A 21,071-nucleotide genomic window follows, 5' to 3' on the forward strand; every position below is an offset into this window, starting at 1 on the left:
AAAGAATTCACAGCAGCTTGGGCTATCAAACCCCACAAGCCATTGAAGATCGAATTAGGAATACAGCTTAAGATTTAACTTTTTAGTGTCCAAAATATTGACTCAAATCCACAAATATGAAAATATTTCCGTCTTTGTTGAATTAAACTGCCCTATAGTTGCATAGAAAAGGAGCTGCTGATCAGCTCCTGATAATGAAGTAAAGCACCTGTTAGTTGAACAAGACTGAGTTTTTACCGCATATAATGTTCTCTAAAAATCAGTTTATATTTCGGCTTAAAATCAATTTCTATTGTTTGTTGGGAATCTTCATTCAGAACGGTTAGAAGTACACTTGAAAGTTCCTTTTTGTCTGCTGTAATCTCAAATTTGTCAACTCGTTTTAAATCCAAAAGTGATAACAATTTATTTGAAGTCGGTTGGGTTACTTGTATTTTTACTTCACCGTAAGATGGAGAAAGTGTAACAATAAAGTCTTCCTCTCCATTAGAAAATTGATAGGTTGCTTTATTATAATAAAATGGTAAATCTTTCGCAGTGGTATCAAATAATGTAGGTTCACACTCAAACAACGAAAGAAAGTCGTTTTCTTCTGGGAATACATACACTCAACATCAACACCTTTCAACTCCCTATATTAACATTTTCTTGTTGAGGTAACCTGTTCCGTTAGTGACATAAGAAAAAAGGCTGTTCAATTACAGCCTTGATCTTCTACTAATGCACCTGTTAGTTTTATAAAAAAAGCGATTCTTATTAAAGAATCGCTCTTGAATAAATAATTTAGTTTTTTTGTGGATTCATAAGGGTCGCTTTAAAATTTAATAAATTTCAAGTAATTCATCCTTATGACGACAAAAGAAAGAACCCCTTCAGTATTGAATAGATTCATTAATTAATCGAAATTTGGAGAACAATCTAACGTAATAAAGGGAGACCTTTTCAAGACTCAATACCCATAACTTCTCATGTTCTACATTTTCACCGTCACCTTAAATAGTGAAGTTCACGTTTATTAAAGGATAATTATATGTTCCTGTTGCATCCTCCATTTCATCTGTGTTGATCTACAAGAATGGGATTACCATCAGGATCTTCAATTGTAAAACTTGCAGGCCCTTCGGTTGTTTCATCTGCTTCAGACAGTATTTTAATTCCATTTTCTTTAAGCTGATTTTGAATATCTCGAATGTCCGTAAACGAATTGAGATTTTCGGCATTTTCATTCCATCCTGGATTAAAAGTTAGAATGTTCTTTTCAAACATTCCTTGGAATAGACCAATTATGCAACTTTCATTTTTCATAATGAGCCAATTTTGGGTAATATCCCCTCCAAAGACTTGAAATCCTAAATTTTCGTAAAATGATTTTGATTTGTTAATGTCTTTTACACTTAAACTTACAGAGAATGCACCTAGTTTCATAATTCCTCCACTCAAATAATTAATAATTCAGAAAGTTAATTACATAAATTAAGTATATATCGTTACTTTGAAGAATACATTTCAGTTTGTCAACCAAAGCCCAGTTAATATTCCATTAAATGGCCCAATTGTTGAACAAAGGTCAAACAGCACTCTTCAACTAATATGCCCCTTTAGTGAAATCCACTTTATTCCCCCTAAAATAAAAATAGTGCCAACTTCTCTTTAATAGAAATCGGCACTTCGTTTATTCGCTATACATTATCGTGCCGCTTTAGGCGGTTGGCACACGTCACATTTACGTTGGTTATTATTTTTAAATTTCGTAAATGTTTTTTCAAAGTTGCTACCACATGTACATTTAAATAGTAACTTTTGAGAAAAACCGTGATATTCCGTCGTTAGCAACTTACTTTCCGAATTCTTCTCAACAAATTCTTTAATTTTACCAATCGTCCATTGTTTATTCATTCTTACACCTCCATATTTTATCGCTATGCGGAGGCTTTTCTTGGCATCCGTTCAATTATAGGTAAAAATAGTAATTATCTTAAGTTATCCATTATAACATGAGCTGGCACTCAATTAAACAGATGGAAGATATCTTATTAAACTCCCTCAGTTTAATAAGATTTTCTCACAAATACAGCTACTGTCATAGATAATATTTTTTTATGTTTCTTTTTCATACGATTTCTCCCTCCTTAAAGAAACTATCATTTTACGTTTTGTGTAGAAGCGAACATGATCAAATCATTATTATCTTTTCGTCCATAATAATGGCCAAGTAACCTTTGTAGCTTTGGTATGCACGTACTGCCACTCAAACGTAGTCTCCTCTATCCTCGTCGTAGTATTTTTTTATATACTCGATGGAGTCTTTCCTTGGATGTTTAGCTACATAATCCGGCTCCTGAAGGATTTCAGGTCAAAGAGGTATTCATTAGACACGAAATAAAACATATACTGAATGATACTTATGATCAGATTAGAAAGGAGAAATCAGCTTTGACAAAATATCGGATCATGACCTTTGATGGAGGCGGTACCTTAGGTGCTTTAAGTTTACAACTTTTGAACAGACTGGCTCAGCAAAACCCAAAATTAATTAGTCGAACCAATGTTTTTTCGGGAAATTCAATCGGTTCATTCACTGCCCTTGCGTTAGCAAGTGGAAGATCGCCGAAGGAGACACTCCAGTTTTTTAAGGATAAAATCCTGCCGGCATTCAGCGTTTCCCGACCAGGTGGACCTGTTTATAACCAACAATTACCTTATTCTGGTTTCATTAAAGCGGTAGAAACCTTTTTCCCACCAGATCTTCTCCTCAAAGACTTAAAAAGACGAATTGTTGTCCCTGCATTTCATTTATTCTCACCGGAGCTGAATCGTTGGACTCCTGTGTTATTCCACAACTTTCCTGGCTCTCCCTATTTAAATGAGAAAGCGAGTGATGTAATACTACGGAGCAGTGGTGCTCCTGCGACACAACGAGCCTATCAGAACTACGTGGATGGGTATACAGTAGCAACTAACCCCAGTACAGCCAGTATTGCGTTTGCAGTGGGGAAAGCCAAACAGCCTTTGGATCAAATTGCGGTATTATCCATTGGAACAGGTGAAGAGCCGACTCAATTAAGAAGAGATACGAAGGGGTGGGGGATGGTGAGTGCAGATAACATACGCCCCGAAAATATGAAAAACCTTCCCCCAAATTGGGGAGTTCTTTTGGACCGATCTCCCAATGAACCCTTACTGCCATTTCTTCAAATAGTCGCTAGTGGATCCGGTTACTATGAATCCATGGTCAGTTCTCAGCTTCTAGGAAATCGTTTTTTTCGGTTAAATCCACGGATCCCTAATTTATCCAAAACGGACCCTTCTGTGGTTCCCACTGTCATTTCAATTGCTAACAAAACAAATTTACAACCTGCAATTCAATTTATAGAGAAAAACTGGAACATAAAATTATCCCATAAATCTGATTGATTTTTTTATTTTCAAGAATTTGGATTTTTTATAAAAAAACAGCCAGAACCTGGCTGTTTTTATTTATTTATTTATTCAGTTCATCTTCAACTAAACTGCCCTGTTAGTGCTACGAATAACAATGACATCCTTTTAAAGTAGATTACCTTAAATAGGATGATTTTTTATGCAAATTTGAATAAGGTATGCAATTTTACATGTTTTTGGAACTTAATTGTGGTTTCAAGTACAAATTTCTTCTCATTTGATAAAGGATTTCTTAAGGCTTGTGTCACCACAAAAGACAAAATGGCATATTTTTTGCTTTGTTTTATGTGTAGAAACTAAAACAGAAATAAAGGGGGTTGTTATATGTCAGATTCAAAAGGGATGAAGAGGTCGTTAACGCTTATTCCTGTCGTTCTATTTGGTTTTTCATTTATGGCGTTGGCCACTGTGTTTAGTACATATGGAATCGCGGCTCAATTATCTCATGGTATGGTTCCAGGATCCTACTTACTCGCTTTAGGTGTGATGTTCTTTACGGCATATAGTTATGGACAGATGGCAAAGGTTATACCTTCAGCAGGTTCTGCTTATGCGTACACACAAAAATCAATCAATTCTTATGCTGGTTTTCTCGTAGGTTGGTCGATTTTAATGGATTATTTATTCATTCCAATGGTCAATTACTTATTATTTAGCATTTTCTTCTCGGCAGCTTTTCCATCTATACCGGCATATGTTTGGGTATTAAGTTTACTGTTGATTGTGACAGTGATTAATGTGATAGGCGTAAAAATGGCGACGAAAGCAAATGCTCTCCTTACAATTTTAGCCCTTCTTTTCATCGCTATATTTATCGGATTATCCATCCGTGAAATTACCGGTGGCACAGGAACGGGTACACTTTGGAGTTTTGAATCTTTTTATAATACGAATGAGCACTTTTCTTTCATAGTCGCAGGAGCAGCACTTCTTTGTTTCTCATTTCTTGGATTTGATTCTGCTACAGCATTTGCTGAAGAGACGATTCAACCTGAAAAAACCATTCCCCGCGCAATCTATATCATCATGTTTACAGGAGGAATTCTATTTATAGCCGTTTCATATTTTGCACATAACGTATGGCCTTTATATGATACGTTCAGTAATGCGGATGCTGCAGCTAATGAAATTATTACATTAGTTGGCGGAAAAACATTTGCTACTTTCTTCTTAGCTGTTTATGGATTCACCGCCTTTGGATCTGCAATGTCTTCTCAAGCAAGTGCATCACGTGTCCTCTATGCAATGGGGCGTGATGGACAATTACCGAAGCGATTCTTCGGAACTCTTCATAAAAAATATAACACTCCTGTTAATAACATTCTTGTAATTAGTGGGTTTTCACTACTTGCATTAGTTTTAAGTTTGACATTAGTTGCTTCATTTATAAACTTCGGAGCCTTCCTTGCCTTCACTTGTGTTAATCTCTCTGTAATTTTTTATTACTTTATCAAGAACAAACAGCGATCTTTCAAAGGAACCATTCTATATTTAATCATCCCACTTATTGGAGCCGTTCTTGATTTATGGTTACTTGTGAACTTAGATATTCACTCAAAAGTACTTGGAGGGATTTGGTTCGTGCTTGGGTTTGTATACATGCTGGTATTAACAAAAGGATTTAAAGAGTCACCACCAGAAATAAACTTATCAGGTGAGCATACTTAAAAAATAGAGGGGAAATTATCATGATTAAAGAAGATACAATAATCAAAAGTAATAGCAATTTTATAGGATTAGGTGAACAGCCAGAGTTAATTTGGCATAGAACTTGCACTTTTTAAATAAAACAAGTGGCATGCGAAAATAAGATTTTACTCTATAAGGAGAGGTTACAATGCCGATCATAGCAGATATTGTTATTAGTGGGAATGCAGTTTTAACCGGGTCAACAGACTCTCCCGTTCCAGCGTCTATATTAATCAAGGAAAATAAAATTATAGAAATTTTAGAATTAGGTCGTTTTGCTGAATATGTAGATAGTCAGACGAAGATTTACCATTTTGGTGATCAACTGATTATGCCGGGTTTCCATGACTTCCATATCCATTTGTTGTTAGGAGGTTTATTGAATGATAGCGTTCGGCTCAATTCAGCGAAATCGGCAAAAGATGCCGCTGAGATGGTTAAAGCATACGCAGACACCAAAATAGATGACCCCTTTGTCATAGGGTGTAGCTGGGAACAAAGCCTTTGGGAGGATGGGCAGCCGCACCGATCCTTCTTGGACGAAGTAATTTCGGACAGACCTGTACTGTTATATCAGGCTGAATTTCATAGTGCATGGGTGAATTCCAAAGCGTTGGAATTGGCAGGGATCGATAAAAATACGAAAAATCCTCCATACGGCGAGATTGTTAGGGATGAAAATGGGGAGCCTACAGGATTATTACTTGAGCACGCTGTAGGTTTTGTCACGAAAGCATTACCTATTAATCTTGAAATGCAAGATAAGTTACTCGATAATTTTTTACGTGAAGCAGCTAAATACGGAGTTACTTCTGTTCATGATTTATTAAGGATCCCAGAAATGGGTGTGGAAGAAGCTGAATTGTATGGTGAATATGAAAAACAAGGTAAGTTAACTGCAAGAATTCATTTTGTTGCTCCCTTAAACGGAGATTTGGGACTGGCAAAAAGTTTACGTGAGAAATATACATCCAATTTGGTTCAATTCTGTGGCTTCAAACAGTTTGTCGATGGAGTCACCACCAGTCATACTGCCTATTTGCTAGATGAATATGCAAACAATCCAACGACAAAGGGGAATACAGTTTTTCCTGAGGAGACGATTAAAAATTGGACAGTAGAAGCTGATAAAGAAGGCTTTCGGGTTCGCTTCCATTGTATTGGGGATGGAGCGGTTAAATTAGCCTTGGATTCTTTTGAAGCAGCACAGCGGAAAAACGGGGTGAGAGATTCCCGTCATGTAATAGAGCATGTAGAAATGATTCATCCTGATGACATTGAAAGGTTTAACAAACTAGGAGTACTTGCCTCTGTTCAGCCAGAACATATCAACGTTTCACAAAGGGAGGTGTACGAGGACTTAATCGGGCAAGAGCGAATGAAATATACCTTTTTACTAAAAACGATGATAGATAATGGCACAAATGTTGTATTTGGCACCGACTATCCAGTTGTAAAGTTGGAACCGTTGTCAGGGATTTATCGTGCTGTTACAAGGCTAGATGATGAAGGTGTAACATGGGATGAAAAGGAACGAATTTCATTAAAGGATGCGCTACTTGCTTATACTGCGGCTCCGGCATATGGGTCTTTCCGTGAAAAAGAACTAGGAACAATTGAGGCTGGAAAACTTGCAGATATTATTGTCCTTGACCGTAACTTATTTGATGTCCCATATGAGGAAATCAAAAATGCAAATGTTGTTTTTACCATGGTAGACGGAAGGGTTGTCCATGAAATTGTTGGGGAGGTATCCATATGAGCAAAGTGAAGATAGGATTAATTCAATTGACTTGTGATGAACGAATTGAAGTGAATGTAGAAAAAACAAAAGTGAAGGTCAGAGAAGCTGCAGCTCAAGGAGCAAAGGTTATTTGTTTACAGGAACTCTATCATTCTGAATACTTTGCTCAAACAGTTTCTGTAGAGAATTATCAATTAGCAATCCCTTTAGACCACGTAGCTATAAAGGAGATGCAGGAACTTTCCAAAGAGCTAGGAATCGTGTTAATCGTTCCCTTCTATGAATGGGTAGCAAAAGGGATTTATTTTAATAGTGCTGCAGTTTTTGACGAAAATGGACAACATTTAGGCACAACACGGAAAAACCATATCCCAGACGGGCCCCAATACCATGAAAAATATTACTTTACGCAAGGAAATACAGGGTATCCAGTGTACGATACGAAATTTGGGAAGATTGGAATCGGCATCTGCTGGGACGAGTGGTTTCCGGAGGTAGCCCGTATTTTGACATTGAAGGGAGCAGATATACTATTCTATCCCTCCGCAATTGGTTCGGAGCCGGATCATCCAGAGCTATCCACTAGAAGAACCTGGACCAAAGCCATCTCTTCACACGGCATTCACAATGGAGTATTTGTAGCTGCGGTTAACCGAGTCGGCCAAGAAAAAGATATGAGATTCTATGGTGGAAGTTTCATAAGCAATCCAATGGGGGATATTGTCCAATCATTAGATGAAGAGGAAGGAATCCTGGTCCAGGAAATCAATATAAAAGAAATCGAGATTGCAAGAAATCTCCTACAATTTTTAAGGGATCGACGAACGGATACATACGGGCCGATTTTGGAACAATGTTAGGGTTACCTGTCCTATGTATAAGTACGTACTAATCATTCAACATTTTCTATTAGAATATGTTGAATCCTATAAAACACTAATTGGTACCTCTTTTGAAGTTAGCTCAAATAAACCGAATAAACGTTATGTAGATACAAGAGCATAATGCAACTCTTGCTATATTTCGTTCGGATTATGTATATGAGGAAACAAATAATAATCATGGATTGGGGTCCTACCAATTTATTGAATTAAAAAAATAACATAATAAACTGAAGGGACTGCCTTATTTTATATAAGACAGTCCCTCTTCCTTTAAGTCATTCGTTTTCTCATCCTTGCTTTTGATAATGACTTCATATGGATCGTCCTTCACCTTTTCTCAAATTTCATCTGTCATGATGAACTCTTCAATCATCGTGTTTAGATCGCCTACCAATTCAGTGGCTTTTGGTATGGCGCTAGGAAGCTTTATTCACGCCTTCCCAATTAGCTGTATAAGAAAATTACTCTGCATTTCACATTTTTGTACAATAGACGCACTTTTTCGAAGTAAAGTCCTGTCTCACTATTTAGGTTATAATTGCGGGACGATACCTAGCAATTTTTTAGCCTTTAGCCATATCGTCAATCCAGTTGTCCAAAGGATTAGTGCGGAGCCAAAGCCGATTATCGACAACGGTGCAATGATTTGATGCTCAAACAGCGTGACACTCTCAGGCACAACCAGTAATGTAATAATCGCAAGTAAACAGAGGAGTATTCCGGTAACATAGTAGATTCTTAATTGAAAAAGATGCGCCAAAGGTAAAAAATGAATACCCACAATTAAGGCGATAATTGCCGGTATTAGATCAGTAAAATTAGTTGCGTTACAGATGGCAATTGCAATCCCGATTGCCAAACCTTCCGCAATGAAGGTTATGTTAAACCAAAACCTTATACGCTTCCAGCGCCTGGCATCTTCTTGTGAGACCTGATTAGATAATCGTTTTGATGCTCGTATTAATGAAATCCCGCCAATAATCAACGTAATACCTATGAAAACAGCAGCTAACTCCACGTAAGGAAATCCCCAACCTTGCAATCCCATTACACCTGTGCCTGCCCAAAGCGTACCGAAAAACGCCATGAATAGTAAACCACTTGCAGATCCGCGAACAGCAGCTCTAGAAATGAATCTTGAAGTTTGTACCATAAATAAAGGTTTCCTTTCATCTTAAGTATTTGATCATTACACCTTTCATTGGCATTGGCGATAAAAAAACTACATCCCTTTTTCATTATATTCGAGCGTGCAAATTACTGAACTATTCACTCCCATTTGCTCTACAAGAAAAAAGCGACACTTCATTATTGAAGTATCGAAACAGTTCGTTTAAGAAGAATTAGTTTAGGTCAGCAGAAGATATTCAAAAAGCATATGCTGAAATTTTTCCATCTATACAAAGCTATGGATATCAAATTGATAACAAGCCCATCTTGGAAAGATACACTGGTGATATAATTAATAACCCTTATTGCGAAATATGCGTACCAGTAAAACCGTAATAGTTGATTAGCTTTTTTCTAGTTTGATACTTTATCAATGGATAATTTCCCAATTAATAAAGGGTAACCCTGCTACTTAATCAAGAACGTCTCTCCTTTTTCATCAAATGCATGCTTAAAATCAAATGCAAAAGGAGTGGGACCATGCTGAATATAATAGTTATATCTCTTGAAGGCCTCCTCCCATGAGACATCCGTCTCCTTTTCTGTCCACCAAACTACATAAGAAAGGTGTTTCTCTGGATATGGCTCGATCCATCTGCTTCTATCTCGTAATGCTTGCATATGCTGTCCTGAATAGGTAAAGCGATATAAGGATTGAAGGCTTCTCCATACAGTTAGTGTGAGAATAGGAGAACCATTTCCCTTTACGGTTTCGTCTGGGAAAGGGACTCCTTCAGGTGAAAACGCCTCTATAAGTCCTGATTTAGTTGCCTGACGATATACTTCATTTCCCACTTGAAAAAATTCACGAGAGGCAGGGTGGTCATAGGGGTGGTTTAGCCTACCAACAGTATAGATTGAAACTAATGCCATAAACAGCCCTCCATCTATAGTCTTTTCCTAGATATATTCAAGTAAAAATGTGAAAATTCCTTCTTCAGCTAACCTGCCCCTTTAGTTGCATAAGAAAGAGGTCGCCTCAGCAACCTCCCTAATTGTAGTAAAGCACCCGTTAGTAAAAGAACATTGAAGCTACACTTATTGGAATAGATGATGAAGCAACCGATCTTTATCTTCAAAAAACTGTTTCATTAATAAATAGTGATTGGACTCCTCTAAAGTTACTTCACTCAATCCACCCTCTTTTATTTCAATAATTTTAGCATCTGGATAGGCCATAATTATCGGAGAATGGGTGGAAATGATAAACTGGGACCCTTGATTAACAAGTTCATTTATTCTGGCTAACATCGATATTTGTCTCAGTGGTGACAAAGCTGCTTCAGGCTCATCGAGGATGTACAGACCATTGCCTTGAAATCGTTCTATAAAAGCTGAAAAAAAAGATTCACCATGAGATTGTTGGTGAAGTGATTTTCCTCCAAAGGAATCTATAATTTTTCGACCACTCGATGGCTCCTTGTCTAATTCCTCTATATTTGTAGCTAAATTATAAAAGGTTTCCGCCCTAAAGAAAAAACTATCCTTCGGCTTATATACCCCCTTTTTCAAACGGAGATATTGTTCTAAATTCGAGTGTGAATCATAACTGGAAAAGTTAAAATTTAAAGTTCCACCTTCTGGGTTAAATCCAAATGCAATAGCAATCCCTTCAAGCAAGGTTGACTTCCCCATTCCATTTTCACCTATAATATAAGTAACATTGGGATGAAAAGTTAATTCTTGCAAGTGCTTAATTACAGGTAGATTAAGTGGGAAATTTTCATATGAGGAAATTTGATCTCTTTTAAGGTAGGTACCCCTGATAAACTGTGAATCATGATATAGCTTCATTATTAATCACCTCGTGTCAAATACAATTCTTTAGCTATAAACAAATAAACTTCTAGGAACCTTTACGACAAATAAAGCGAGCTTCATACGTATCTTAATAATAAAGTATAGCAGATCTATTTACACGATACTCCCTTAATATAAAGTGTAATCTCCCGTTTTCTCAGAATTTTATAGAGGTTTAATTTAGCTAGTTATCTTCTATTCTTTAGAGTTATTCTGCTTTCTAAGACTGCGCTTCACCATTCCCAGAAACAGATTCTAAATTAGGTCCTTTGAGTTAATTAGTTGTCACCTAGTCATATTTTACATAAATTTATATAGACATGTTTCTCTGTTTAAGAAGTTTCCTAATAGAATCGGCAATTTTTTGTACACCAATACTGATAGAATCATCTTCAATTTGAGAAACACTAAGTCGAATAACATTTTCTTTTTTACATTCTGGCATGTACATTTTTCCAACATCGTCCACATACACACTTTCCATCATTAAATGTTCAATGAGATGTTTAGCTTTTAGAGGATAAGGTAATTCAATGGTTGAATAAAAACCCGATAATGAACCGGAAAAAGAAGCAGAAGATGGCAGATGATCTCTATAGGCTGTTTGTAATAGCCTCCCTTTGTTTCTATACATCTCCCTCATTTTTTTTATATGTGCATGAAACATTCCATTTTTGAAGTAAATTTCTAGTGCACCCTGTGTAAGAACCGGGGTATGTAAATCTGCAGCAAATTTGGCCTGCAAAAATACTTCTTTCATCGAGTCAGGTATGACTGTCAGGCCCAGCCTCAAACCAGGAAGTAATATCTTAGAAAAGCTTTTTGTATAGATAACCCTTCCTGAGGTATCATAGGCAAACATCGGGTCCTGCTTCAAATTGAAATCAAGATCTCCCATATAATCATCTTCAACGATATAGACATCATATTGTTGTGCCAATTCCACAATCTTCTTTTTTTCAGCATTCGAATAACTATAACCAGTTGGGTTATGAAACCTTGAAGTTATGTAAAAGAACTTGATGCTATTCTGTTTAAATATTTGTTCCAAATCATGCAAATCTATCCCAGTTTTCGTTACCTCTATTCCATAAACAACAGCATTCTGATGTTTTAGAGATTCAATGAATCCAGTATGTGTTGGCTGTTCAATGCAAATATTATTCTTTCCGTTGGGAAATGGAAGTGAGACAAAAAGATGAAGGGCTTGTTGAGATCCAGTTACAACAAATATTCTTTCGGGTATGGTAAAAACCTGGAGGTCCTGTAAATGCTTCACTAGCTCTAAACGAAGCGAACGCAATCCTTGAATCTCTGAATAGGAAAACATTTCTTCTTTATATAAATCAATCGCCTGGTTAATGCAATGTTTAAAGTCAAGATATGGCATTGAATGTTTATCGGGACCTGCAGACAAAAAATCTATTTTCTTATTCTCTATGTGATCCTTTTGGCGAAAAGAGTAGTCCTCGACAACATAATAACCGCTCTTGGGAACAGAATAGATTAAATGTCTATTCTCCATTTCCTGGTACGCCTTGATCACACTGTTTTTACTGCAAGAGAGCTCGTCCGATAAAGCCCTGATAGAAGGCAGCTTGCTCCCTGTCCCCAATAAACCTTGCGCTACCCGATGATTAATGACCTCGATAATCTCCTCGTATATCCTCACTATTTTCCCCTTCCCTTCTAATCTGTATGGGCACAGCATAAGAAAAACATCGTTTAGTTTCTCAACGGAAATAAGTATACTTTAGCTATCAAATCTTGTTAACTATTTTTGATTGCAGTAATGAAGGCCTGCATTGCTGCTGATCCATCAATCCATGACTTTAAGGAGAGTGTGAAATGAAAATCCTAAAGGTATTTCTAATGCTTATTGTACTCCTATTTAGTGGTTCAATGAGCAGCATTCAAGTAAGTGCAAACAACCAGAAGGTGAAAGTACTGCAAGTTGGGGAATCGTTCGATGGGGTACAAGGGACAACCGTAATACAAAACATTAAATCTGATACGGTATATATCTATAACAAAAAGAGAAGTAAAGTGCGCTTTACTCCAGAATCGACTTTTAAAGTGCCAAATGCATTAATCGGCTTACAGACAAAAGCCGTACATGATGAATATGAAGTTAAGCGCTGGGATGGTGTACTTAGGGAATTTGAGGATTGGAATAGGGATCATACGCTGGCTTCAGGCATGAGACATTCAGTGATCTGGTATTATCAAGATATGGCCCGGGATATTGGTGCAGAGGATATGCAGAAATACGTGAAACGAATCAATTATGGTAACCAGGATATATCCGGTGGGATTGATCATTTCTGGCTTGACAGCAGCATAAAAATATCTGCCCAAGAACAAGTTCATTTTATGGAGAACCTCGTAGAAGAAAAACTGCCCTTTGATAAACAGCATATGAGAACAGTAAAAAGAATCATGATTAATGAAGAAGCAGACTCATATGTTCTCCACGGAAAAACAGGTACACGCCTTTCCGATCTGGGATTAGGCTGGTATGTAGGTTACATCGAAACAGAGAAAGGGAAATGGGCCTTTGCAACGAACATTAACGGAAGCGGAAACAAAGCAAAGACGATTACAGTAGATGTTCTGAAAGAGTTGAAAATTATTAACGAATAAACCTTCACGTATGCTCTTAATCAGATTTTACAATATGAGGAAAAATCAAAAGGAACCGATTGATTCAGGTTCCTTTTAATTTCCTTTATGATCTGCCATCTCTTAATCTGATATTCCAACCAAAATTCAAGCAAAGTTTGCTCGTCATACTTGCGGTTTTTTGAAGGATTTCGACCCGTGATTCTTATCCCTTTGGTCATAAAAAAAACAAAAACTCCTTTCCACAATAGAAAAAGAGTTCAAAAAGAATTTTTAATCTATTACAACATAAATCTCACAAGTAGATTCCTGAGAAGTGTTTATTTTTGGGTGAAGTTAATAATTTCTAACCGGTTGGTAATTTCATTTTATCTTTGATTGTTGAAAAATATTTTCTTACAGTCCCAATTGTGTTACTTTGCTGATTAGAGGGTTCAATTGTGGTTTGAGCATCGGCCAACAGTCCTAACACTCCCATTTCCTGTTCATTATTGTTGGAAGCATGATCTATAAGTTCGGGGGAGTAAATTCGCTTTCCATCCATTATACTGCGAATCGAACAGGCTAACTCGTCACTTGGGCTGTCCTTCAATAAATATCCTCTTACATTAGCTTTTAACGCACGTTGAAAATAACCATTTTTCCTGAAAGTTGTTAAAATAATTACTTTGTAATCAAATGGCTTTAAAGCTTCTGCTGCCTCAAGTCCACTCATTTCAGGCATCTCTATATCCATGATACAAACATCCGGCTGTAATTGGTGCACAAGTGTAAGTGCCTCTTCTCCATTACGCGCTTGCCCGACAACTTCAATATCTTCTTCAAAATTAAGTAGGGAACTCATTGCCTCTAACAGCATTTCCTGATCCTCTGCAATTACAATTCGAATCATTTAAGTTCTCTCCTTACCGGGCAGTTTTATATTAATTAAAGACTCCCCCAATAATCAAGGGGAGTCTGTCCATAAATGGTGCAGTTATATCTCAGATTTCACTTTAGCAGAAACACTTTTTTCCGCTACATATCTTAAATCTTTGAAGCCAATAAAATTCTTATTTTCCTCATCCCACAGGCGGAAACGGATTGACCGCAAGCTTGTAGCAAGAGTAATCGTTGGTACGTTCTTTAAAGGAAGGGTATTATTATGTGCCTCTTCTAGTTTATAGTTAGGTACCCTTGGACTTAAATGGTGCACATGATGGTATCCGATATTACCAGTAAGGAATTGCATCAGTTTTGGAAGCTTATAAAAAGAACTTCCTTCCACTGCTGCTTTTACATATTCCCATTCCTTATCTTCTTCAAAATAAGAATCCTCAAATGTGTGCTGTACGTAAAACAGCCAAATGCCTACTGAACCTGATATTAAGAATATGGAACCTTGTACTAAAAGAACCGACTGCCAACCAACTGCCAAGCAAAGTAATCCTACTAAAACAACGATTAGTACATTCGTCAAATAGGTATTCATTTTTTCCTTCTTTCGAGCACCTTTTCGGTTAAATCTATTTTTAAGAAGGAAAACATAAATTGGACCTATTCCGAACATTACCAATGGATTGCGATAAAAACGATAGGCTAAACGTAGTTTAAGTGGTGCTGCCAAATATTCATCCACCGTAAGTGTCCAAATATCTCCCGTACCTCGCTTATCTAAATTACCACTTGTAGCGTGATGAACAGAATGCTCATGCCCCCACTGATCAAACGGGAATAACGTTAAAACACCCATAGCTGTCCCCACTATTCTATTGATACGACGGCTTTTAAAAAATGAATGATGGGTACAATCATGAAAAATAATGAAAATTCGTGTCAAGAAGCCAGCAGCTATCACGGCTGGAACTAATGCTAGCCAATAAGAAACGGAAAGGCTTATATAGGTTAAGTACCATAAGATAATAAATGGCCCCAACGTATTGATAATCTGCCATATACTTTCCTTTGTGGTTGATTGTTCAAAAGGAGCAACTTGTTTTCTCAAGTTTTTAGTATTTTGTATGGTCATTATTCAAATGCACTTCCTTTTGTTTTTGTTGTTACTTCATATTATAAAGGAAGGAAAATGACATTGTTAGTACCTGGTGTCATGACTAGCATATGACAAATGTCATGTACAAGTTAAATTTATACTACACTTGCCTATGATATTTCCCTAAATTTCTGAACAAAGGACGTAATATCAGAAACATCCTAGTTTCCTTAGCCTTTAATTCTAGGAGTAGTCAATGCGTTTCTATGGGGTCTTGGTAGAATGCTGCCCCCAAAATAGCTTCTAAATCTAAAAAAAAGTTAGCCTTCACTAAAGGCTAACTCAAAAGTTCAAATTAAGAATAAAAAATCAAGAACTATGCCTTTAACCTTTAGGGCATAATAGGCATAGTTCTTCCAATAAAAATTCTATATATTAAAGTTATTCTCGATCGAAAAGAGAAGCACCCGCAATACCAGGCTTTGTCATCTCATAAGGGTTTAGAATTAAATCTAATTCTTCTTCTGTTAACACATCATACTGTAAGCAAAGTTCGCGAACTGATTTGCCTTTTAAAATCGCTTCACGTGCAATACGTGAAACCACTTCGTAACCAAGGTGCGGGTTGACTGCTGTAATCACTCCAACACTTTGTTCGACATAATCTTTTAAATGTTGCTCATTCGCTTCAATACCTTCTAAACAATAATCTGTAAAGACATTGAATGCATTATTCATAATGCTAATTGATTGCAATAAATTGAATACAAGTACAGGCTCCATTACGTTTAATTCTAATTGTCCTGCTTCTGATGCTAAGCAAATCGTATTATCATTCCCAATTACTTGGAAAGCAACTTGATTAATTAATTCTGGCATTACTGGATTTACTTTTCCTGGCATTATTGATGAACCTGGTTGACGTGCCGGAAGCGAGATTTCACCTAACCCAGCTCTTGGCCCTGATGCCATCAAACGTAAATCATTAGCAATTTTAGACATATTCATCATACATACTTTCAATGCAGCTGACACTTCAGTATAGGCATCCGTATTTTGTGTTGCATCTACTAAATGTTCTGCACCTACAAGTGGCAATTCACTAATTTCAGCTAAATAAGTAACAACATTTTCGATATAACGTGGATCTGCATTTAATCCAGTTCCAACAGCTGTTGCTCCCATATTCACTTCATATAAATGCTGACGTGATTGACTAATTCTTTTTATATCTCGTTCTAGCACGCGACTATATGCTTCAAATTCTTGCCCGAGACGAATTGGCACTGCATCCTGAAGATGTGTACGGCCCATTTTGATAACATGATCAAATTGTTTTGCTTTTGCCTTTAATACTGACGCCATCTTTGTCATTGTTTTTATTAACTGCTCTAATAGTCGTAGTGTTGATAAATGAATAGCAGTTGGAAATACGTCATTGGTTGACTGCGACATGTTAACGTGGCTGTTTGGACTAACTTTTGCATAGTCACCTTTTTCGTGCCCCATTAATTCTAACGCTCTGTTCGCAACGATTTCATTGATATTCATATTCATCGATGTACCCGCGCCACCTTGAATTGGATCAACGATGAAATATTCATGCCATTTTCCATCGATCACTTCATCTGAAGCTTTAACGATAACGCTTCCAATTCCTTCATACAAACGTTTTGTGTCCATATTTGCTAAAGCGGCTGCTTTTTTTATCATGGCTAGTGCACGAATCATTTCTTCATTGACTTTGTAACCGGTAATCGGAAAATTTTCTACAGCGCGCATAGTTTGTATTCCATAATAAACATCTGCTGGTATTTCCTTTTCACCTAGAAAGTCTTTCTCAATTCGGCATGTTCTCTCGTCTATCATCATTTCCCCTGCTCCCCCATGTTTCAAAATGTAATATCTTCTGCAATTGGTGTTTCCATCATTTCCTTCACCTTTTGTGGATCCTGTGTCTTGCCTAATACCCACATCAATTTAGGAACGATGGCTTCTGTATTCATATTTCTGGAACGAATGATTACATTCTGATTTACTTTACGCCCCACTTCGTATATATCCATATCCTCCCCTTCCTCTAAACATTGAGTAGTAATGACAACAGATATTCCACACTCTGCCAATTCATTCAATTTCTCCAAAATGTTTCTTCCGTGAAATGGAATACCGCCGCTTCCATAACTTTCTATTACAATCCCCTGATATTCGTTTTTCAGAAAATCAAAGAATTCTGGCTTAATTCCAGGATGTAACTTTACCAAAGCAACATCTGTACAAAGGGAAGTATCTAATTTAACTTCCTTATTCTTTGATAAATGAACAGACTTATTATACTCTATTTTATCTTTATATATAGTAGCAACATAAGGGTAATTAATACTTTCAAACGAGTCATAGCTTTTCGTTCTCAATTTAATAGCCCTTGTTCCCTGAATGACTCTACCATCAAAAACTACATATACTCCTCCGATCCCTTCACAAGCAAACCGAATTGCGTCCGAGATATTTCTTTTGGCATCTGTTTTTTTAAAGGCAATTGGGATTTGAGACCCTGTAACCACAATTGGTTTCTCTACATCTTGTAACATATATGAGAGCGCAGCTGAAGTGTAGGCCATTGTATCTGTCCCATGGGTGATTACAAAGCCATCGTAATCATGGTAGTGTTCATGGATGGATTTTGCCATTTCAGACCAATATTCCGGTTGCATATTTGTACTATCAATATTCATCAAAGGCTTACTATCAATCTGACAGAGTAAATCCAAACCCGGTAGATGACCTAAAATTTCATCAGCTTTCATCTCTGGAACCAGTCCATTTTTCCCTTCTAACGAAGCAATTGTACCACCAGTCGTGAGAAGCATCAACCTCTTCATAATTATACCTCCTCTATAAGTTACCTATATCGGTATTTACAATTACTATAAGTATAACGACAGAAATAAATGCATTTTTCATTAAAATTCGCGTTCCGCGAACGCTATTTGTATTATAATTTTATAAAAGAGGGAAATCAAGCAAAATATTATTCGCTTCGCGTACATTTTATATTATTATAATGGTATAAGAATAAGAAAAAGAAGGAGTACTGGAACATGATATTAAACAGAATTATCTCATTAAGAAAGAAAAAAAGATGGTCATTGCAATACACCGCTGATCGACTCGGGATTGCCAAGAGTACATATGCAGGTTACGAGTCCGGATATCGTCGTCCATCATTAGAATCTATTAAGTCAATGGCTGATTTATTTGAGACTTCGATTGACTACATTCTAGGTAGAGTTGAACATTCAACTTTTCTGCCTAAAGAGATTTCCACAGAGTCCGTTCAATTCATGGAATTAACGGATCCCTTAAATTTGGAGCTGGCTGTCGATGGAATATCTCTTTCTGAAGAGGAAATGATACAATTTATTGCTTTTATTAGAGCTAAGCGAGAATTGGAAAGAAACTGCTATAAACAATATGTGACAAGAGATTCATTGGGCTAAGGCCGTAATGGATTCTTAATCAACCTCAAATTTTTTCAACAAAATAAATAGATATAACCAAAATACAGAATATTCTAATCATAGAAATTCAACTTTAAGTATGATTATATAATCCATTAACTGAGATTATTTTGTTTTTGCTATCTGTTTATTTTCGCTCCAGAACCACAAAATAATTATTTCCCTAAAAGTTTATCATCAGGAACAGTAGGTGGTTTATTTGAATATTTCAAGCTGAACCACCGTAAACAGTGGTTTTGCTTGAAGAAGCCCCTTTTTGTTGGTTATATTATCAAAAAGATTAGAAAATCTTTGGAATCAAATAGAAATGGTTGCAATTGATGAGCATGATCCTTAAGATCACTTGGTGAGATGCTGCCTTTTGCAAAGGATTCTTTTTGACAAGATTCTTCTATTGTATGATGATTTTTTTAAGATTCCTTGTCATATTCCCTAACCAACTTATAAATAGTCTGATCATTTAATGAATTAAGTTATCCACACTCTATAACAAAACATTACAATTTCTGAACTTCGATTTTCTCCATTTCTTTCTTCCTCTTCTTTGAAACACGTTCACGGCCTGATATCCAAATCCCCATCAAGATTACTGTCCCAAATAAACCTAGAAAAATTGCCCCCTAATCATCAAACAGAAAGAACCCATTTTGAAATAGAGCTAATCAAAATAGGTTCTGTACTTACATATAAGATTGTGATTTTTATCCATCTTCTTTTAGAAGTCCCATGAGTAAAACGCGGAAAAGATACCTGGACTTCATTGGTAAAAAAATTAAAAATAATCGTTCGTGTTAACTTCATAAGCTAGCAATTTTATGGAAACTGAGAATCTATGCTTCTAGGGAGTAGATTTTGCAAGATAGCCATTCATGTTCTTCGACTGTTGCAGGCTTGTGCCCCATACCCTGTTTAACCATAAAGACTTTATCTTTAAGTAATGCCATCCGTGATCCATTGTTCGGATGAACTTCGTAATAAATCTCTCCCTCTCCTGCTTTGGCGACCAATTCTTCCACAAGTTCAGGCGACAGAGTGTGTTCGACAATCTGCTTCTTTCCAATAAATGCAGACATTCCATTCGCAGTTACCATTCCATCCACTTTCAAATCAGCCGGCAAAACGTCTCTTACTTCTTTTAACGTTCTTCCCGTTGCAATAAAAATCAACTTTCCACTTTCTCTAAGTTCGATTAAGTAATTTTTCAGTGTCTCATTCACTGTATTCATTTCATTCAGTGTCGTGCCATCCAAATCTAGCACAATTACTTTATAATCCATACCATCACCTCATACATTTCTATTATGTAATAAAAAAGCCAACAGCCTACTATCTATAAGATCTTAGGCTGTTGGCAGATATATGATTTTTTCCTTATTCAATATCAGATTAAGATAATCCTAATAGTTTCATAATACTTAGAATTAAGAGTCCAACCACACCGAAGTCTGAATCACCAAATGTGGTACCTTCAAACCCTACATCTCCTAAGAAGACCAAGAGAACCGCAGGCAGAAAACTAATAATGATACCGTTGGCAAATGATCCTAGCATCGCTCCACGTCGGCCACCCGTAGCATTTCCAAATACACCGGCAGCTGCCCCAGTAAAGAAATGTGGTACGAGCCCTGGAACGATAACTTTTAATCCTATTGCCGGAAGAAGGAACATGGATAATAGTCCAGCTAAAAAACTGAATAAGAACCCGATGATCACTGCGTTTGGAGCAAATGGAAAGATGGTTGGACAATCTAACGCAGGCTTTGTATCAGGCGCCACTTTATCCGCAATCCCTTTGAAGGCAGGAACGATTTCAGCAATTAACATCCGCACCCCTGCAAGAATGATGTACACACCGGCCGCAAATGTAATGGCCTGGATGAATGAAAATACGATGAAGTTAGAACCACCGGATAGTTTCGTTTCAATATAGTCTTGACCCGCAAACAACGCAACAATCACAAAGAACAATGTCATCGTAAGTGATACAGCGACTGAAGTGTCCCTTAAAAATCCTAAAGATTTAGGAACCTTAATCTGCTCCGTCGTCTTTTCCTTATTTCCAAACCATTTTCCAACAGTCGCGGAAACAAAATACCCGATCGTCCCAAAGTGGCCGATGGCAAAATCATCGCTTCCGGTAATCTTCCGTACGTATGGTTGAAGGATAGCAGGGAACAACACCATGCATACCCCTAATATAATAGAACCGACCAGGATAAGCGGAACAC

The 21,071-nt window shown here is 36.9% G+C and carries 18 protein-coding genes and 2 pseudogenes; 7 read left to right on the forward strand and 13 right to left on the reverse strand.

All coding sequences use genetic code 11. The annotated features are described in order from the left end of the window. Positions 1 to 233: 233 nt before the first annotated feature. From AC1DUW_RS09770 to AC1DUW_RS09780, 3 genes are all read right to left on the reverse strand, one after another. Complete coding sequence (locus AC1DUW_RS09770) at positions 234 to 608, reverse strand: hypothetical protein (protein WP_056529930.1); 375 nt, start codon at positions 606 to 608, stop codon at positions 234 to 236. Between the two features lie 445 nt (positions 609 to 1,053). Then, positions 1,054 to 1,425: a VOC family protein gene (locus tag AC1DUW_RS09775; RefSeq protein WP_056529927.1), complete on the reverse strand. Its 372-nt coding sequence runs from the start codon at positions 1,423 to 1,425 to the stop codon at positions 1,054 to 1,056. Positions 1,426 to 1,686: 261 nt separating this feature from the next. After that, on the reverse strand, positions 1,687 to 1,896 hold the full coding sequence (locus tag AC1DUW_RS09780) for a hypothetical protein (RefSeq protein WP_053347671.1): 210 nt from the start codon (positions 1,894 to 1,896) through the stop codon (positions 1,687 to 1,689). A gap of 537 nt (positions 1,897 to 2,433) precedes the next feature. On the opposite strand from AC1DUW_RS09780, the gene AC1DUW_RS09785 reads away from it, so the two are divergent. From AC1DUW_RS09785 to AC1DUW_RS09800, 4 genes are all read left to right on the forward strand, one after another. After that, positions 2,434 to 3,414, forward strand: a complete 981-nt coding sequence (locus AC1DUW_RS09785) for a patatin-like phospholipase family protein (RefSeq protein WP_053347672.1) — start codon at positions 2,434 to 2,436, stop codon at positions 3,412 to 3,414. 351 nt (positions 3,415 to 3,765) lie between these two features. Next, the gene (locus tag AC1DUW_RS09790) at positions 3,766 to 5,109 is read left to right on the forward strand and encodes an APC family permease (RefSeq protein ID WP_056529922.1); all 1,344 of its coding nucleotides are present in this window, start codon (positions 3,766 to 3,768) and stop codon (positions 5,107 to 5,109) included. Positions 5,110 to 5,278: 169 nt separating this feature from the next. Continuing rightward, positions 5,279 to 6,892 (forward strand): amidohydrolase, encoded by a 1,614-nt coding sequence (locus AC1DUW_RS09795; RefSeq protein WP_477642427.1) that lies wholly within the window; start codon positions 5,279 to 5,281, stop codon positions 6,890 to 6,892. Further along, positions 6,889 to 7,734, forward strand: coding sequence for a carbon-nitrogen hydrolase (locus AC1DUW_RS09800; protein ID WP_379176908.1), 846 nt, complete (start codon positions 6,889 to 6,891; stop codon positions 7,732 to 7,734). Before AC1DUW_RS09795 ends, AC1DUW_RS09800 begins: the two co-directional genes overlap by 4 nt. Before the next feature lie 556 nt (positions 7,735 to 8,290). Here AC1DUW_RS09800 and AC1DUW_RS09805 read toward each other — a convergent pair. Continuing rightward, entirely contained in the window at positions 8,291 to 8,911 is a 621-nt protein-coding gene (locus AC1DUW_RS09805) for a hypothetical protein (RefSeq protein WP_477642428.1), read from the reverse strand. Positions 8,912 to 9,111: 200 nt separating this feature from the next. Between AC1DUW_RS09805 and AC1DUW_RS09810 the strand changes: the two are divergent. Next, positions 9,112 to 9,264, forward strand: a pseudogene (locus AC1DUW_RS09810) (DNA gyrase inhibitor); the annotation flags it as partial. A 72-nt stretch (positions 9,265 to 9,336) separates the two neighbouring features. Here AC1DUW_RS09810 and AC1DUW_RS09815 read toward each other — a convergent pair. The 3 genes from AC1DUW_RS09815 to AC1DUW_RS09825 all read right to left on the reverse strand — a co-directional run bounded on the left by AC1DUW_RS09815 (position 9,337) and on the right by AC1DUW_RS09825 (position 12,439). Continuing rightward, complete coding sequence (locus AC1DUW_RS09815) at positions 9,337 to 9,801, reverse strand: DUF3291 domain-containing protein (protein WP_053347676.1); 465 nt, start codon at positions 9,799 to 9,801, stop codon at positions 9,337 to 9,339. Between the two features lie 165 nt (positions 9,802 to 9,966). Next, positions 9,967 to 10,722, reverse strand: a complete 756-nt coding sequence (locus tag AC1DUW_RS09820; protein WP_053347677.1) for an AAA family ATPase — start codon at positions 10,720 to 10,722, stop codon at positions 9,967 to 9,969. Between the two features lie 316 nt (positions 10,723 to 11,038). Next, complete coding sequence (locus tag AC1DUW_RS09825; RefSeq protein ID WP_477642429.1) at positions 11,039 to 12,439, reverse strand: aminotransferase-like domain-containing protein; 1,401 nt, start codon at positions 12,437 to 12,439, stop codon at positions 11,039 to 11,041. Between the two features lie 137 nt (positions 12,440 to 12,576). Between AC1DUW_RS09825 and blaOXA the strand changes: the two genes are divergently transcribed. Next, the gene (gene blaOXA, locus AC1DUW_RS09830; RefSeq protein ID WP_477642430.1) at positions 12,577 to 13,371 is read left to right on the forward strand and encodes a class D beta-lactamase; all 795 of its coding nucleotides are present in this window, start codon (positions 12,577 to 12,579) and stop codon (positions 13,369 to 13,371) included. 299 nt (positions 13,372 to 13,670) lie between these two features. Here the strand turns inward: blaOXA and AC1DUW_RS09835 are convergent. The 4 genes and pseudogenes from AC1DUW_RS09835 to AC1DUW_RS09850 all read right to left on the reverse strand — a co-directional run bounded on the left by AC1DUW_RS09835 (position 13,671) and on the right by AC1DUW_RS09850 (position 18,204). Beyond that, positions 13,671 to 14,242 (reverse strand): annotated as a pseudogene (locus AC1DUW_RS09835) (response regulator). A gap of 84 nt (positions 14,243 to 14,326) precedes the next feature. After that, positions 14,327 to 15,358, reverse strand: a complete 1,032-nt coding sequence (gene desA / locus AC1DUW_RS09840) for a Delta(5) desaturase DesA (RefSeq protein ID WP_053347681.1) — start codon at positions 15,356 to 15,358, stop codon at positions 14,327 to 14,329. Between the two features lie 405 nt (positions 15,359 to 15,763). Further along, on the reverse strand, positions 15,764 to 17,194 hold the full coding sequence (gene aspA, locus AC1DUW_RS09845) for an aspartate ammonia-lyase (RefSeq protein ID WP_053348174.1): 1,431 nt from the start codon (positions 17,192 to 17,194) through the stop codon (positions 15,764 to 15,766). A 20-nt stretch (positions 17,195 to 17,214) separates the two neighbouring features. After that, positions 17,215 to 18,204 (reverse strand): asparaginase, encoded by a 990-nt coding sequence (locus AC1DUW_RS09850; RefSeq protein ID WP_053347682.1) that lies wholly within the window; start codon positions 18,202 to 18,204, stop codon positions 17,215 to 17,217. A 219-nt stretch (positions 18,205 to 18,423) separates the two neighbouring features. Here AC1DUW_RS09850 and AC1DUW_RS09855 point away from each other — a divergent pair, with 219 nt between their 5' ends. Then, positions 18,424 to 18,822, forward strand: a complete 399-nt coding sequence (locus tag AC1DUW_RS09855; protein ID WP_252430822.1) for a helix-turn-helix domain-containing protein — start codon at positions 18,424 to 18,426, stop codon at positions 18,820 to 18,822. 851 nt (positions 18,823 to 19,673) lie between these two features. Here the strand turns inward: AC1DUW_RS09855 and AC1DUW_RS09860 are convergent. Both AC1DUW_RS09860 and AC1DUW_RS09865 read right to left on the reverse strand, forming a co-directional pair. Continuing rightward, on the reverse strand, positions 19,674 to 20,120 hold the full coding sequence (locus AC1DUW_RS09860) for an HAD family hydrolase (protein ID WP_477642431.1): 447 nt from the start codon (positions 20,118 to 20,120) through the stop codon (positions 19,674 to 19,676). A 109-nt stretch (positions 20,121 to 20,229) separates the two neighbouring features. After that, positions 20,230 to 21,071 (reverse strand): PTS ascorbate transporter subunit IIC (locus AC1DUW_RS09865; RefSeq protein WP_477642432.1); only part of this gene is annotated, 842 nt, incomplete at its 5' end.

It is taken from the genome of Peribacillus sp. P4_C12 (assembly GCF_056402095.1).

What these genes read in the sequence shown, in the direction of transcription:
- AC1DUW_RS09775 (WP_056529927.1), bottom strand. Translation starts at nt 1,425, where the DNA reads ATGAAACTAGGTGCATTCTCTGTAAGTTTAAGTGTAAAAGACATTAAC.
- AC1DUW_RS09780 (WP_053347671.1), bottom strand. Translation starts at nt 1,896, where the DNA reads ATGAATAAACAATGGACGATTGGTAAAATTAAAGAATTTGTTGAGAAG.
- AC1DUW_RS09790 (WP_056529922.1), top strand. Translation starts at nt 3,766, where the DNA reads ATGTCAGATTCAAAAGGGATGAAGAGGTCGTTAACGCTTATTCCTGTC.
- AC1DUW_RS09795 (WP_477642427.1), top strand. Translation starts at nt 5,279, where the DNA reads ATGCCGATCATAGCAGATATTGTTATTAGTGGGAATGCAGTTTTAACC.
- AC1DUW_RS09800 (WP_379176908.1), top strand. Translation starts at nt 6,889, where the DNA reads ATGAGCAAAGTGAAGATAGGATTAATTCAATTGACTTGTGATGAACGA.
- AC1DUW_RS09805 (WP_477642428.1), bottom strand. Translation starts at nt 8,911, where the DNA reads ATGGTACAAACTTCAAGATTCATTTCTAGAGCTGCTGTTCGCGGATCT.
- AC1DUW_RS09815 (WP_053347676.1), bottom strand. Translation starts at nt 9,801, where the DNA reads ATGGCATTAGTTTCAATCTATACTGTTGGTAGGCTAAACCACCCCTAT.
- AC1DUW_RS09820 (WP_053347677.1), bottom strand. Translation starts at nt 10,722, where the DNA reads ATGAAGCTATATCATGATTCACAGTTTATCAGGGGTACCTACCTTAAA.
- AC1DUW_RS09825 (WP_477642429.1), bottom strand. Translation starts at nt 12,439, where the DNA reads ATGCTGTGCCCATACAGATTAGAAGGGAAGGGGAAAATAGTGAGGATA.
- blaOXA (WP_477642430.1), top strand. Translation starts at nt 12,577, where the DNA reads ATGAAAATCCTAAAGGTATTTCTAATGCTTATTGTACTCCTATTTAGT.
- desA (WP_053347681.1), bottom strand. Translation starts at nt 15,358, where the DNA reads ATGACCATACAAAATACTAAAAACTTGAGAAAACAAGTTGCTCCTTTT.
- aspA (WP_053348174.1), bottom strand. Translation starts at nt 17,194, where the DNA reads ATGATGATAGACGAGAGAACATGCCGAATTGAGAAAGACTTTCTAGGT.
- AC1DUW_RS09850 (WP_053347682.1), bottom strand. Translation starts at nt 18,204, where the DNA reads ATGAAGAGGTTGATGCTTCTCACGACTGGTGGTACAATTGCTTCGTTA.
- AC1DUW_RS09855 (WP_252430822.1), top strand. Translation starts at nt 18,424, where the DNA reads ATGATATTAAACAGAATTATCTCATTAAGAAAGAAAAAAAGATGGTCA.
- AC1DUW_RS09860 (WP_477642431.1), bottom strand. Translation starts at nt 20,120, where the DNA reads ATGGATTATAAAGTAATTGTGCTAGATTTGGATGGCACGACACTGAAT.